Genomic DNA, 14,925 nt, shown 5'->3' on the forward strand with positions numbered 1-14,925 from the left:
GCCTATAATTATGTTAAACTGCCCTTTTAGTTTTATGTAATTTTTGCCATGGTGGATTCCATACACAGTTTAACAGCTTCAAAATCCATATTTGGTGCATAATAAGCTTCTATATCATCATGTATGCTTTTTGCCCTTACAATATTTTTAATTCCTGTCCCCAACAAAAAACCAAAATTCTGCTTGTTTTCTTCAAGTACCAGTTCATTTATGAAAGACTTATTAGTAAATTCATCAAAATCAATACATTCTTCAAATTCAACATCTGCAAAATGGTATTCATTTGATGTTGTAAATGAAATATTTAGCTCCCTTATTATTAAATGTTCAAGTTTAAAAGGATCCAGTGCGCAGTAAAAAGATTCTACATCAAATCCTCTTTCTGTTGCGGCTGTTTTTATTTTTTCAAGGAATACCTCCGTCCCTGTACCTGGCTTTCCGCTGACACAATAAATTTTATCTGTATCTAATACTGTAGAAAGATAATTCACAAGTCCCTTTGGAGTGATAGCGCTTGCAAAAAGTTTTCTTTCTCTCCCCACCCTATCTGATATTTCTATGTCATTAAATATAATGTTTATAAATTCCTGACTTATCTTATTGATTTTAGAAATATCAGTATATTTTCTTACCATTTCACTGCTGTCATCATAAATTAAATATGCAGCTTTTATATACCTGTATGCCCTTTTAAAATTTTCTTTAACTTCCATGTTGCCTTTTATTATTTTGTCTTTATTTTTCCTTATTCCATCTTCATCCCAAAAGTCACCTAAATGAATAATTTCATCCACTACTCCGGGATTTTTAGGATCCACTACATGTGGCACTGTACCATCTAAAAGCGCCGTTTTTTTTGCAGGTATAACAACCCCGTCTATACTGTCACTGTCACTTGAACAGTGCATAAACTCCACGTCATATCCCATATCGAGAAACTGTTCCCCTATTTTTTTCATAAAAGTTGATTTTCCAACTCCTGGTCCGCCTTTAATACAAAATATCCTTTCCGCCTCGTCTTGAGGTAGTATGTAGTCATAATAGCTAAAAAAACCATAGGATGTATTGCCTCCAGGAAACATACGCCTTATTTTGCCTTTTGCCATAATAAACCCCTCCAAAAAACATTAAGTATACTATAAAATATGCATATGCCTGGATTATGTGATTTATAAGAATACTTTTATATATCACTTAATATTAGCACCAAATGGTATAAATCCCAGTTTAGCAAGTTTAAAATGCTGAATCCCAAAAGGTATTCCTATAATTGTAACGCATAATACTATACCAATAAGAAGATGTATTAATGTAATTTCCCAGCCAAAAAAAATTATCCAAATAATGTTCAAAAAAAGCCCGCCTATTCCAAAATTACCGGCTTCTATTTCTTTTCCAAAGGGCCATAGCACAAAGGAAGCAATTTTAAAGCATTGAATTCCAAAAGGAATACCAATAATTGTTATACACATAATCAGCCCTGCCAGCATCCACACTAATGCCGCTACCAAACCTCCAAATATAAGCCATATAATATTACCCAGACATCCCATTTTTTTCACCTCACATTAAAAATATGTAATAAACATTATTATTCATTAAATTTGTTCCAATTACAGTTTATGTTGAATGAGTAACAAATAACAAAACAAAAGTTTTTATTATTTAAAAATTTTTTTAAAAAAGACTAAAGTTTTTTTTTATTTTTATCGATATGTATACTGACAATGAAAAAACAATTTAATATTTACATATTTACTCCCCTAATTACTCCCCAAAACCGTGCATTCTCCCCTCTCATTTTTTTTGGAATGCCACGGTCTTTTTTTTATCCTTTCATTACCTTTTTTTACCTTGATATAATGACACCAAAACCGCTATTGCTTTTTATAATCTATACCTTTTTATAATTTATAACACTTAGCAATTGTTCCTTTGCCTCTTTTATGTTTACAGGTATTTTCACATTTATCCCTTCTTCTCTTAAGCTGTGAAAAAGTTTTGACAAAATAGGGGGCTCAAGTCCAACATCTTCAAAAATTCCAACATTGCTAAAAAGCTCCCTTGGTCCCTCCCCGCTTATTATTTTGCCGTCACTTATTAAGTAAATTTTATCTGCTATTTCCGGTACAATATCTAAATCATGGGTGGTTATAATAAGTGTTATTCCAAACTCCTTATTTATTTTGTTTAAAAGGAACAGAATATCACTTTTTGAACTAACATCCAAAGAATTAAAAGGCTCATCCATTACCAGTATTTTAGGTTTGTTTGCAATGGCACCTGCCAGTGCCACTTTTTTCTTCTGCCCGCCGCTTAAATAATGGGGAATTTTATTTAAGATATCTTCTATTTTTAATAAAGCAGCTATCTCCCTTACTCTTTTATCAATTTCATTTTTATCCACCTTGTCATTTCTCATTGTAAAAGCTATATCATCATATACCGTAGGCCCTATAATCTGCTCATCCACATTTTGAAACACCACACCTATGTACTTTCTAACCTTCTCAAAATTTTTATAAGGATCCATTCCTAAAACTTCAACTTCCCCGTCCACCGCCTTTAGTAAGCCAAGAATATGAGAAATAAGAGTAGTTTTCCCTGCCCCGTTAGGACCTAATATAACCACTCTCTCCCCCGGGTTTACCAAAAACTCCAAGCCGCATAGATGAACTTCCGTTTTATCCGGATAAAAGTGTTTTAAACAATTTACCTTTACAATAGGATTCAAAAAACAATCACTCCCGCTAGAATAATTATAGATATTAGTACATACAAAAAATCTAAAAGTTTGAATTTTTTATCTTCATGCCAGTTTATAATCCCGCCGCTGTATCCCCTTAAGGAAAAAATCTGATACATGCGGTTGCTCATATCTATTGAATGTATAACCATAACACCTATAGCACCTGCTACATTTTTTAAATTCGCAAAAATATTAAAAGCCCTGTAGCCGCCTCTAAGTCTCATACTTTTAATTAAATTCTCTATTTGATCAATAAATATAAACAAGGCTCTGTATGTAAAAAGAAATATATCCACTAAAAGTTTGGGTAGAAAAAGAGATAAAACCCTAAATATATCCACATAAGATGTGGTTGTTATAAGCAATATCATATTAAGTGCCGCCCCCACTGCCTTAAATATTACAATCAGACCATGCTCAAAGGACTGCTGCATCATTATCAATGCAAAAACCAGACTGAAAAAAGCCGGATATAATACTAAAACCCCCACAGTTTTAAGAGGTATTCTCGAAAATACCAATATTCCAATAAGAATAAGCATAATCCCCCCTATGTGGACTATGCTGTCAGAAACCACAATAGATATTAAAATAAAAAGAGCAAAAATCATTTTGCTGACAGCTTTTAAATTATGAATCACACTATTTCCTGTAATTGATATATTGTCTATTTCTGCTAAATGATGCATTTTAAAATACCTCTGTAAGTTTATTTATCTTAAACAACCCTTTTTATATATAATTATTTATCAGTCACTGCCGTATTTGATTCACCTGTTATATCAGGTCTTATCTTATTAAAGAATTTTACTATTAATCCTGTTCCCATTGATTCTGTAAAAATTCCCAATAATAAAATTATTACAATAGCAGTCCATCCTGAAAAAAACAAAAATTTCACATCTTTTACATCATGCCCCTCTTCATTATACTCTCCGCCATGTTGCTGCTGCAAGTGGCCGTCCTCATGTTTTTGGTGCACCCCTTCATTAGAGTGTTCCACTTCATGATGGTGATCTAAAAACTTATGTAAAAAAACCTCATACCCTCCGGTAGTAATGCCTATAAGGCCAATCATCATGGTCATAGATACAATTACTCCAATTGCAGTGGCAATACTTGCACTTTTAAAAGGAGTCAATTTTTTGGACAAAAGTCTAAACAGCATACTTCCCACAAAAGCTTCAGCACCTATTATAATTGTATTAAGACCAACAATTGTCATACCTCCATGCCCAAAAAAAGCAAGTAAAAAGTTTACTACAAATATTGCAATAAACCCAAGTGCCGGTCCTGCTATAATAGCCGACAAAACAGCTAAGCTCAAATGAACGGGCAGAGGACCAAGGGGTACCGACATTCCTACAATCATTAAAGCTGCAACCACTCCTGTCATAGGAATTTTTTTCTTTAAATCTGTTTTCTCAACTTTTCGTAAAATAAGAAATATAATAAGTCCAACAATTAAGTAACCTCCCAATCCCCAAAAGGCAGAGATTACTCCGTCTGATATGTGAATGTGACTCATATTTTGCTTTCTCCTTTAATTAGTTTATTAAAAACAAGCTAAAATAAATATGTTTTATATAGATTCTAACCCTTTTACAAATAATAATAACAATTTCTTCTCAACCTGTAAAGAAAAAATTCAACGGGATAATGCACCTGATATTTTGTACAGCAGTACATAAATACCGCTTGCTAAAAATACAAACCAGAAAGTTACAAACCTGAAAATAAGGGCAAAAGCCAAAGATTCATAAGCTGCAACACCCATAGAAGATAAAAACAAAACCGCAGATGCTTCAAAGCTTCCAAGTCCTCCCGGCAAAAGGGGTACCATCCCTATCATGTATGTTAAATAAGTTATGGCCAAAATGGGAATATAGCTTATATCAATTGATAAATAAACACAAACCAGATAAGCTTTTAAAGGAAACAAGTTCCATATAATTAATGACAGTACCAATTGATAAAAAAGAACCCTCTTTTGCTTAAAAGCCTTTTTTATTGTATTTTTAAAAGTTGTAAGTCCGCCATCCAGCTTATTAATATGTTTTTTTCTTATAAAAGGTATTTTAGAAGCTATACCAACCATTATCTTTGGATTTATTATTGAAAATACCAACAAAAAAATCAATAGAAAAAGAAAAAGCAAGGATAAAATTAATATTTTAAAATGGTTCTCTTTATGGCTTACATAATATAAAAATAAAATAGTTGCCAAAATGTTCATAAACAGAAAAACAATCATACTTATTGTTTTTTGTAAAACAATTAAAGCAGAGCCTTTGCTATAAGGTACATTAAATTTATCCTTTAAAATGTACGCTTTTAAAAACTCCCCGCCTGCTTTAACAGACGGGGTTATTGATTCTGCTATGGTACCGTACATATTTACATGGAAAATATCTTTAAATTTGATTTTTAATCCTGACGCTTTAGCTAAGTGTATCCACTGTAAATTAATTAAAAGTATTGTGAAAAGCTGAAGAAAGCAAATAACACTCAGTGCTCTTAAGCTTATTTTGGTAATATTATCAAACATAAGTTTATAATCAGCTGACCAGAGTACCGGCAAAATCAGGATTAAAGCTATCAGTATAAGAATTAACCTTTTTACTTTCACTTTCACTTCTCCTGTCTTTCTTAATGGTAAACATAAAAGTAGATTTTAATCCCAAGAATCCCTGTTTAATTTGCTGTATATATATATATTTACAGTTATCAACATGGATTTTTCTCAGCTTTTCAAAGCAAAACAAATTGCTTCTTAAAAGTATCCTGGTATCATCTGAAAGTTTGTTTGTAATGTTTTCCATTATCTCATCATGGGGCATTGCCTGACGGGCAATATGAATTACCGAAAAATCACCGGCATTTATTTTCTGTCCGGATATCAGCCGGGCTTTAACACGATGGGAAAGATTAAGTTTTGAAATAATTTTATTTGCCCCCTCAACTGCAACAGGGTCCACATCAATTATCATCACCCTTGCCCCTGTCATAGAAGCCATTTGCAAGGCTGTACACGGAATTGACCCCCCACCTATAAAAAGTACTGAATCATTGTTATCAATCCCTGCCAGCTCCACTTCTTTTTTTACAATTTTTTTATAATAAGCGCTGTATAATTTCATTAATACAGTGCTTTTTGAAAATATCTTTTCCAGTTCTTTAGTCATAAAGGGTATTAATTTCATTTTCTACTCCACTCCGTAAATTCATAATAACAAACTTACAATAATAAACTTATTATATTTGAAATCTGATTAATCAATCCGCCAACAACAAGGGCTGTAACAAATGTAAAACTGCTTATTATAAGGGCGGTTTTAACACCAAACTCCTTTATTAATACAGCAAAAACAGACAGACACGGGAGGTAAAAAAGCGCTACAACTGATGCTACCAAAAGCTGTATGGTAGAAAGATTTAGTTCAAGTAATGGCAAAACTGCAAATTCCCTTCTTAAAACTCCCAAAATCAGTCCTAAAGTAGCTTCCTTTGGTAAACCCAGCCATCCTCCCACAAATGGTTCAATGAAACCTGCTGCTGCATTTAAAACACCTGTTTCAACTACCAAAGCCGCAAAAACTATTGCTATCACCATAGGTATTTCAGCTTCAATCATAAAATGTTTTGTCCTGATGGATATTTTCTTTAACAGTGCCTTAATATCCGGCATTAAAAGGTTTGGTATTTCCAAAAGTATAGGGTCGGATTTTCCCGGAATTAGTTTTTTAGCAATAACCCCGCTTACAAACATGGCAAAGAATGAAATTAAATACACAGCTATTAAAGCCAAAACAGACTGCTCACCTAAAAGAGATATAAATGCACCTGTCTGTGCAACACATGGGACTGAAAGGGAAACAATAGAAGCTATTATGATTCTTTCTTTTTTAGTTGTTGCAGCCCTGCTCCCTAAAATAGCCGGCACTGCACATCCATATCCCATAATTATCGGGATGATATTTCCACCATTTAGCCCTATTCTTTTTAAAATACCATCCACGAGTACCCCTAACCTTGGCAAGTAGCCGCTGTCCTCTAAGAAAGAAAGAGCAACATAAAACAAAAATACGTAAGGAAGTACAAGGGCAAACGGCCACTCTATACCTTTTATCAATACCCCGAATTCACCTACCAGAATATTGTACAATATTCCTTCAGAGACAAATTTTGAAACTAAAGATTTCACAAAGGGGGCATATAAATTATTTATAATTGGAAGAAGTATCCCGCCTCTTAAGGCTTTTCCCCCTCCAACTACTACACCTAACATTAGTGCTATAACCAAAAATGCAATGGGTATTCCCGGAAAAGGCTTTAGCATAAGATCTCCCATTTTTTCTAAAAAAGTAGGGTCAGACTCTCTTATTTTTTGTACCTTTTTAGCTATATCCTCGGACCTTTTCCACAGCTCATCTTCAGTAAGCTTTTCTCTTTCTTCATCTGTTTTTTTATTGGAGTAAATAGCTTCTGATACTTTATTTAATATCTCCCTAAGCCCCTTATTTCTTATAGCTATAGTAGGGATAACAGGGGCAGCAAGTTCCTCTTCTAAAGCCTCAATATCTATTTCTATGCCCTGGTTTGCAGCAACATCACTTAAGTTAACGGCAAAAACCATTGGGATATTTTTCTCCTTTAACTCTAATGCAAGGTATAAATTTCTTTCTAAATTTGTTGCATCTATAACACAGATAATTGCATCTGCATTTTCATTTTCAAGGATACTTACCGCCACTTCTTCAGCTTTAGAAGTGGATTTTAATGAATAAACCCCAGGAACGTCAATTAAAGTTGCTTTCCTGCCGTTAATATTTATTTCACCTTTTGTAAAACTGACGGTAGTTCCTGTATAGTTCGATGCTATAACATTCATTCCTGTAAGTTTTGAAAATATAACACTTTTCCCCACATTGGGATTCCCCATAAGCAATACTTTTAACTCATTATCAAAAGCTGCATTTGATTTTTTTTCTGAATGACAACTCATATAATTTCACCGCCTCACCTGTTTAAAGCAATAAATTATCCTTTCATATTTTAAAAATACGAAAGGCTTTTATCTCTTTAAAATATATTAATCCCAAGAATACAAAATAAAGAAAATTAAATATTTTAAATGATATTTCTTAGCTTACATATTTAACTTCAATTTTTTTTGCTATATCCCTTGAAAGGGCAACATTTCTTTTGCCAAGTCTTACCACTACAGGACCTCCAAAAGGCTGTCTTGTCATTGAAGTTATTACCGTCCCTTCTCTAAAACCCATTGATTTTAATAATCCGATTTCAGGTAGTTTTTTTATAACACATTTAGTTGGCTCTTTAATATCGCATAGCACTACTGTATTCATTTCTCCATCTCCTTTATTCTCTCTTTTCTTATTGAAAACGATTCTCAATGTCAACTTTAATTATATTTTACTCTATAACTTGTAGATTGTCAATACATTATCAAAGTTTTTATATGATTTTTCACTTTGCATATTCTGAATAAAAAACAAAAATAAGTATTGATTTTTAAGTTATTAAATGGTATGGTATTAAATGTATTTATAGTATTGTTGGTAAATGTATTTATAATAAACATTATGTTACTATTTACCTGTTTGACTAAAGAATTTTGTTAAATTGTAAGGGCGGGTCATATGCAAGTATTTAAAAACAAAATTGTTATAATAAGTATTTTTATTTTGATAGCATTAATAATACTGGTTTATACTCAATTTTTATCACCGGTTAGCTTTTCCCTTAATTCTGCTAATTGGTATGTCGTTGATGATATAGAGTTTAATAGTATAAATTATCATTATTCTGAAGAGTATAAAAATTCCCCCAGTAATGATACACAATATCTTACAGATTCAGAAGTACTTCCATCAAATGATAAGAATGATTATGTTAAAGTATTTTATAACGTAAAGGCAAAAAACAAAAGCATATTTGATATTGTACAGGTTGATTCCATGGTATATGAAATTGATGATAAATATAAAGACAGGTTTTTATACTCTTATTCAGCTTCATGTATTATGGTTCAGTCGGTAAACCGGCTTGGAAATTCACTTATCCCTTGTGATGTTTATATTTATGTAGGGGGTTTAGAAGAAGAGGAAATCAAAGATCTTATAAAAAGTATTTCTTTAAAGTTAATTTATCAAACAGAATTTTTTGGAACACGTACTAAAATTCTTGATACAAGAAATGTAAATGAATTTATAAACAGTCCTTATATTCTGGCAGAATAGAAAGAGGGGTAAGTTAATGAATATTATTAAACTTAAAAACGTAAATTTGAAGTATGGCAGTGGAAGTAACAGTGTTGATGCATTAAAAAATATGAATTTATCAATAGATAAAGGGCAAGTGGTGGCTATTACCGGAGCATCAGGATCAGGAAAAAGTACACTGCTTAATGTAATGAGTGGTTTAGACAAACCCAATTATATTTGCATTAATATTTTTTATAACAGTTTCAGTTACTGCAATTAATTGTGCAACTACCGTGTTTATGAGAATACAATTGAGAGAAAAAGAATATGCCATGTTAAGAGCTATAGGTTTAATGCCTTCAAGTTTAAAACATATAATAGTATATGAAATAACCATACTTACAACAGTAGGATTACTGCTGGGATATATTTTGTCCATTGTATCTACTAAGATTCTCCATAGCTATTTTAGTGTAATGATTGGTAATTATATGTATCAAATTCCATTTATAATTTTGCTGCCAATAAGTGTTTTCATAGTTTTGGTTCTTGGCTTATCATGTATACCTTTAATTAAAAGAATTAATAATATACAGGTTATAAGGGTTCTAAACAGTATTTAATTTTTAAAAAAATCATGCTGTTTCTTTATACGCAAAATAGATAAAGTCATCAGTAAAAAGTGCCTATAAACCTACCCATTCACCTGGGTAGGCAATAGTCACTTTTTTAAACCTTGATAAAATGGGACCTAAAAAAATAATTGAAGACCTCATTTCTACTGCGAGATCTTCGGGAACTTCAGTGCTGTTTATAGTTGAAGAATCAACTGTTACCACACCTTCCTCAAAGGTGACCTTGCAACCTATCTTCCTTAAAATCTCCAGCATTCTTTCCACATCTCTCAATCTTGGACAATTTTTTATAACGCTTATTCCATCGTTTAATACTGTAGCAGCAAGTATAGGCAAGACAGCATTTTTTGATCCGTCAACAGACAATGTTCCCTTTATTTTGCGACCTCCTGTTATCACTAATTTACTCATATAAGCACCTCCACTGCCGGGTGGTTATTCTTTATTATATTTAAATATTATAACTATAAAGTATATTACTATTTTATGCGTGGTTTACAAAAGTGTTACTTTTATCATTTATGAGGAAAAAGCCAGTATTTACCATATCTTTTATTATACTAAGGCTTTAAAAAAGAACTCATTTCTGAGTTCTTTTTTAAGGCTTTTTTATACTATTTTTTATTGGTAATCTCACTTACAATTGTATAAATTTTATCTGCCGCATCGGTTATAGCAAGCTTCCCTGCATTAGAAGACATCTTCTTTAAGGTGTTTTTATCCTGAGCTAAACTCAATATCTGTTTATATAATATATCAGACGTAAGGTCTTTTTCCAATATAACAATTGCCGCCCCTTTTTCTTCTAAAGCCCTGGCATTATGTTCCTGGTGATTTGCCGTAACATACGGGGACGGGATTAGTATTGAAGGAATTTTAAGTGCAGTAAGTTCACTTAATGTCATTGCCCCTGCCCTTGCTACAACTAAATCTGAAGCAGCCATAACATTTGCCATATCATAAATATAGGGTACTATATTTATATTTTCTGTCAGGTACTTTTTAAGGCTTTCGTATATTTTTTCATATTGTCTTTCACCTGTTGCAAATAACAGCTTAAAATCAATTTTTCTTCCATATGCTTTAATAAGTTCTGATACTTCCTGGTTTATTTTTTCCGCTCCTCTGCTTCCCCCAAATATCACTACAAAAAATTCATCCTTTTTGATTTTAAGCTTTTGGCGGGATGCAGCTTTATCTACTTCAAGCATTTCACTTCTTAAAGGATTTCCTGTAAATACAACCTTTTCTTTTTTTTTGAAGTAGTTTTCCGCCTCCTTAAAACTAATTGCTACCCTGTCAACAAACCTTGATAAAATTCTGTTTGTCACCCCTGGAAATGCATTTTGCTCATGAATTAACGTAGGGATTTTCATCTTTGCAGCATTAAATACCACAGGACCACATACATACCCACCTGTACCAATGACAATATCAGGTTTATAATCCTTTATTATTTTCCTTGCTTCAACAAGTCCTTGAAACAGTTCCTTTACCGTAACAAGGGTATCTAAAGAAAGTTTTCTCTTAAATCCCCTCACCTTTATGGTTTCTAAATAAAAATTTTCCCTAGGAACCAGTTTTGCTTCAAGACCTTTTTCCGTTCCCACAAATAAAATTTCCGCCTGGTTGTTTTTTTTCATTATATGTTTTGCAATGGAAATGGCAGGGTTTATATGCCCTGCAGTTCCTCCCCCGCTTATAAGTACTCTCAAAATCTTTCACCTCAAACCCTGTCATAATTTGAATGCTTTGATATGTTTAGCAAAATGCCAATCCCGCTTAGTAAAAATACAAGGGATGTTCCCCCATAACTAAAAAAGGGAAGAGGCATTCCTGTTACAGGCATAGAAGATGTAACAACAGCCACATTAATTATAACCTGTACAGCTATTAATGAAGTAATCCCCGCAGCCAACAAACATCCAAAAACATCCGGAGCATTTATCGAAATCTTTATTCCCCTCCAAATGAATATCAAAAATAAAAGTAAAACGGTAAAAACTCCTATAAACCCCAGTTCCTCGGCTAAAACTGCCAAAATAAAGTCATTGTAAGGCTCCGGGATGTATAAAAATTTCTGCAAACTCTTCCCAAGGCCTCTTCCAAAAAGACCACCTGACCCTATAGCATAAAGGGATTGAACAACCTGCCACCCTCCGCCTTGGGGATCCGACCAAGGGTCTAAAAAGGAAACAAGTCTTTTATATCTGTACGGGGATGTTATCACCAGTGCAAAAACACCGGCTACGGCAGGAACACCCAATAAAACAAAATGCCTGATTTTAGCACCTGCACAAAAGAGTATTATTGCTGCAACTGAACAAATTACAAGGGTAGCACTAAGGTGAGGCTGCTTCATCAACAAAGCGGCAAATATACCAAGTAAAATAAGATATGGAAACAGCCCTCTGAAAAAATATTTTAATTTTTCCCTTCTTTTAGAAAGGCTATGCGAGAAAAACAGTATAACAGCAAGCTTTGCAAATTCAGAAGGCTGAACAGTCTGCCCACCGATATTAATCCATCTTCTTGCCCCATTGTATACAGCACCTATCCCCGGAACAAGTACAAGAACAAGAAGACCTATACTTCCAATTAATAAAAGGGGTGAAAGTTTCCCAAGCTTTCTATAGTCAATATTCATAGTCACAAACATTGCAAAAAGTCCTATGGGAAGATAAACCAGCTGTCTTTTCAAAAAGTGGTAGGTATCCCCCTGCATATGGTGGTAGGCATGTGGAGCACCTGAGCTAAACACCATTATCGTTCCTAATGACAGAAGCAGTAAAACCGTCATAAATATTAAAAAATCAAATGGTTTTTTAGAATTCATCATATACCCCCTTGAACCTGTAGAAGGCATTTTAATTTACAAAGCAAAAAAACCAAGGACACATAAAATAATTGTAATAATATAAAATACCATAACTACTTTTGTTTCCTTCCAGCCTGAAAGCTCAAAATGATGGTGTATAGGAGCCATCTTTAATATCCTTCTTCCTGTCATTTTAAAATAGGATACCTGCAACAGCACAGATAATGACTCTACTACATAAATACCTCCGACAATAATTAATATAAGAGGCATATTCATTGCAATTGAAATAGCACCCACTGCCCCCCCTAATGCCAGCGACCCTGTATCCCCCATAAAGACCCTGGCAGGATGGGCGTTAAATGCTAAAAATCCCAAGCAGCCTCCTGATACAATGGAAGAAAATATTTTAACATGCTCCCACTCATTACTTGCTGTAGCAACTATAGTAAAAAATACCGTTATTATCAAAGTCACACCTGCTGCAAGACCGTCCAAACCATCGGTGATATTTACGGAATTTGTAGCTGATATCAGCACCAGCACTGTAAATGGTATGAAAAACCATCCCAAATTTATGGTTCTGTCAATTCCTAAAAAGGGTATTATAATTTCAGTACCTATCCCTTTATAGTAAATATAAAAAGAAAAACTAACAGCAACCAATAATAACCCCAGCATTTTTTGTTTCCAATAAAGACCGTCTTTTCTCTTTTTTACAACTTTTATAAAATCATCAATAAAACCTACCAATCCAAATCCAATGGTAACGAATGCAAGGGGTAATATTTCAGTATTTTTTATCCCATAATAAAGTGACATTATCAAAACAGGTATTAAAAAAATCACTCCCCCCATAGTAGGAGTCCCCATTTTTTTGTAGTGGCTTTTAGGTCCGTCATCCCTTACTGTCTGACCAAATTTTAATTTTGTCAATAAAGGTATAAATACAGGTCCTAAAATAATAGAAAAAATAAAAGTCAGGATAAAAAAAATCACATGGGTTGACAACCTGGTAAGTATAAAATTCAATTTCATCTCCCCCAATAATTATGAAAATTTTCTCTTGTATAAAACACTATATTAATTTACATTCTTTTATTTAAGATGTCAATTTATTTACTATTTCTTCCATTTTCATTCCCCGTGAACCTTTAACCAAAATTACATCACCTTCTTTAATAAAACTTCCCAAAAACTTACTTGTCTCTTTATTGTTTTCAAATTTTAAAACCCTTTCCTTATCCACACCCATGGAAAGTGCACCTTTACAAATGCTTTTTGCATTATCCCCTACTGCTATAATATAATCTATTCCCTGTTCTGCTGCAAATTTCCCAATATGAATATGTGCCTCCTCCGTCATTTCCCCCAATTCATACATATCCCCCAAAACAGCAATTGACCTTTGTCCTGAGGATACTTCCTTTAAAACAACCAATGCCGCCTCCATTGACTGAGGACTTGCATTATAGGCATCATTAATTACTTTTATACCATTACTATTAATTATATCAAGCCTCATTTTAGCAGGACTAAACTCTTCTATTCCCTTTATTATATCTTCCTCAGGTATCATAAGTTCAACCCCCGCCGCTATGGAAGCCAAGGCATTATAAATATTATGTATCCCGGGTACCGGGACTTTTACTTCATATTCTTTTTTATTAATTTCAATTTCAAATACCGAACCCTTCTCTCCTAATGACCTGACATTATATGCCTGGTAGTCTAAACCTTCTTCAAATCCATAAAAAACAGTCCTGAAATTTAGAAGACCCTTTAGTCCAAATAATAAATTATCATCACCATTAAGTATTACCAATCCTTTTTTATTTAAGCCCTCTAAAATCTCCATCTTTGCCCTTAAAATATTTTTTTTAGAGCCTAAATTTTCAATATGGGATACCCCGATATTGGTTATTATGGCAATGTCAGGCTTTACCATTGATGTAAGACGGCTTATTTCTCCTAAATTGTTCATTCCCATTTCAACTACAGCCGCCTCATGAAAGGGCTCTAATCTAAATATCGTCAAAGGTACACCTATTTCATTATTGAAATTTCCCTGGTTTTTTAATACATTGAATTTTTTACTAAGTACACTCCACACCATTTCTTTAGTGCTTGTTTTTCCTACACTTCCGGTAATACCTATAAAGGGGATGTTAAACTTTGATCTGTAGAAAGCTGCTATAAGTCTTAGTGCCTTTAATGTATCGTCAACTTTAATTATAACTTTTTCCCCATCCGGTTCTATATCCTTCTCAGTTAAAGCACCAAATGCACCTTTAGCTAAAGCCTCTTCTACATAATCATGGCCGTCAAACCTCTCTCCTTTAAGAGGAATAAATAAATCCCCCTCTTTAATATTTCTTGAATCTGTAGAAATTCCGCTAAAAGTGCTATCATCCCTTCCTGATAACAGTTTTCCTTCTGTAGCATTAAGTATTTCTGCACATTTTAATTGCTGCATTTTTGTTCCTCCAGTATTAA

The 14,925-nt window shown here is 33.3% G+C and carries 17 protein-coding genes; 3 read left to right on the plus strand and 14 right to left on the minus strand.

The genetic code is table 11. The features are described from left to right. Positions 1 to 32 precede the first annotated feature (32 nt). The 9 genes from HVS_RS10365 to HVS_RS10405 form a co-directional block, all read right to left on the minus strand. Entirely contained in the window at positions 33 to 1,106 is a 1,074-nt protein-coding gene (locus HVS_RS10365; RefSeq protein ID WP_101302030.1) for a PRK06851 family protein, read from the minus strand. 84 nt (positions 1,107 to 1,190) lie between these two features. Further along, positions 1,191 to 1,553 (minus strand): YccF domain-containing protein, encoded by a 363-nt coding sequence (locus HVS_RS10370; RefSeq protein ID WP_101302032.1) that lies wholly within the window; start codon positions 1,551 to 1,553, stop codon positions 1,191 to 1,193. A 341-nt stretch (positions 1,554 to 1,894) separates the two neighbouring features. Then, complete coding sequence (locus HVS_RS10375) at positions 1,895 to 2,734, minus strand: energy-coupling factor ABC transporter ATP-binding protein (RefSeq protein ID WP_101302034.1); 840 nt, start codon at positions 2,732 to 2,734, stop codon at positions 1,895 to 1,897. Further along, positions 2,731 to 3,438 (minus strand): energy-coupling factor transporter transmembrane component T family protein, encoded by a 708-nt coding sequence (locus tag HVS_RS10380; protein WP_101302036.1) that lies wholly within the window; start codon positions 3,436 to 3,438, stop codon positions 2,731 to 2,733. The genes HVS_RS10375 and HVS_RS10380 overlap by 4 nt, the downstream gene beginning before the upstream one ends. 53 nt (positions 3,439 to 3,491) lie before the next feature. Continuing rightward, the gene (locus tag HVS_RS10385) at positions 3,492 to 4,277 is read right to left on the minus strand and encodes an energy-coupling factor ABC transporter permease (protein ID WP_101302038.1); all 786 of its coding nucleotides are present in this window, start codon (positions 4,275 to 4,277) and stop codon (positions 3,492 to 3,494) included. A 120-nt stretch (positions 4,278 to 4,397) separates the two neighbouring features. Further along, on the minus strand, positions 4,398 to 5,378 hold the full coding sequence (locus HVS_RS10390) for a lysylphosphatidylglycerol synthase transmembrane domain-containing protein (protein WP_157943017.1): 981 nt from the start codon (positions 5,376 to 5,378) through the stop codon (positions 4,398 to 4,400). Then, complete coding sequence (locus tag HVS_RS10395) at positions 5,308 to 5,952, minus strand: nicotianamine synthase family protein (protein WP_101302043.1); 645 nt, start codon at positions 5,950 to 5,952, stop codon at positions 5,308 to 5,310. The genes HVS_RS10390 and HVS_RS10395 overlap by 71 nt, the downstream gene beginning before the upstream one ends. A 35-nt stretch (positions 5,953 to 5,987) precedes the next feature. After that, entirely contained in the window at positions 5,988 to 7,754 is a 1,767-nt protein-coding gene (locus HVS_RS10400) for a ferrous iron transporter B (protein ID WP_101302046.1), read from the minus strand. Between the two features lie 139 nt (positions 7,755 to 7,893). Beyond that, entirely contained in the window at positions 7,894 to 8,118 is a 225-nt protein-coding gene (locus HVS_RS10405; RefSeq protein WP_101302048.1) for a FeoA family protein, read from the minus strand. 294 nt (positions 8,119 to 8,412) lie between these two features. On the opposite strand from HVS_RS10405, the gene HVS_RS10410 reads away from it, so the two are divergent. From HVS_RS10410 to HVS_RS10420, 3 genes are read left to right on the plus strand one after another with little or no spacing between them, the layout of a single operon-like run. Continuing rightward, positions 8,413 to 9,012, plus strand: a complete 600-nt coding sequence (locus tag HVS_RS10410; RefSeq protein WP_101302051.1) for a hypothetical protein — start codon at positions 8,413 to 8,415, stop codon at positions 9,010 to 9,012. Between the two features lie 16 nt (positions 9,013 to 9,028). Next, the gene (locus HVS_RS10415; protein ID WP_101302053.1) at positions 9,029 to 9,256 is read left to right on the plus strand and encodes an ATP-binding cassette domain-containing protein; all 228 of its coding nucleotides are present in this window, start codon (positions 9,029 to 9,031) and stop codon (positions 9,254 to 9,256) included. Positions 9,257 to 9,275: 19 nt separating this feature from the next. After that, a complete protein-coding gene (locus tag HVS_RS10420; RefSeq protein ID WP_242971728.1) occupies positions 9,276 to 9,599 on the plus strand; it encodes an FtsX-like permease family protein in 324 nt (107 codons plus the stop codon). Positions 9,600 to 9,662: 63 nt separating this feature from the next. Here the strand turns inward: HVS_RS10420 and HVS_RS10425 are convergent, their stop codons facing one another. The 5 genes from HVS_RS10425 to HVS_RS10445 all read right to left on the minus strand — a co-directional run bounded on the left by HVS_RS10425 (position 9,663) and on the right by HVS_RS10445 (position 14,905). After that, on the minus strand, positions 9,663 to 10,022 hold the full coding sequence (locus HVS_RS10425) for a hypothetical protein (RefSeq protein ID WP_101302058.1): 360 nt from the start codon (positions 10,020 to 10,022) through the stop codon (positions 9,663 to 9,665). A gap of 203 nt (positions 10,023 to 10,225) precedes the next feature. After that, complete coding sequence (gene murG / locus HVS_RS10430; protein ID WP_101302061.1) at positions 10,226 to 11,326, minus strand: undecaprenyldiphospho-muramoylpentapeptide beta-N-acetylglucosaminyltransferase; 1,101 nt, start codon at positions 11,324 to 11,326, stop codon at positions 10,226 to 10,228. A gap of 11 nt (positions 11,327 to 11,337) precedes the next feature. Continuing rightward, positions 11,338 to 12,450, minus strand: a complete 1,113-nt coding sequence (spoVE, locus tag HVS_RS10435) for a stage V sporulation protein E (protein ID WP_101302063.1) — start codon at positions 12,448 to 12,450, stop codon at positions 11,338 to 11,340. Positions 12,451 to 12,483: 33 nt separating this feature from the next. Next, positions 12,484 to 13,467, minus strand: a complete 984-nt coding sequence (mraY, locus tag HVS_RS10440; RefSeq protein ID WP_101302065.1) for a phospho-N-acetylmuramoyl-pentapeptide-transferase — start codon at positions 13,465 to 13,467, stop codon at positions 12,484 to 12,486. Between the two features lie 64 nt (positions 13,468 to 13,531). Continuing rightward, a complete protein-coding gene (locus tag HVS_RS10445) occupies positions 13,532 to 14,905 on the minus strand; it encodes a UDP-N-acetylmuramoyl-tripeptide--D-alanyl-D-alanine ligase (protein ID WP_101302068.1) in 1,374 nt (457 codons plus the stop codon). Between the last annotated feature and the right edge of the window lie 20 nt (positions 14,906 to 14,925).

This window comes from Acetivibrio saccincola (assembly GCF_002844395.1).
Lineage (GTDB): Bacteria > Bacillota > Clostridia > Acetivibrionales > Acetivibrionaceae > Herbivorax > Herbivorax saccincola.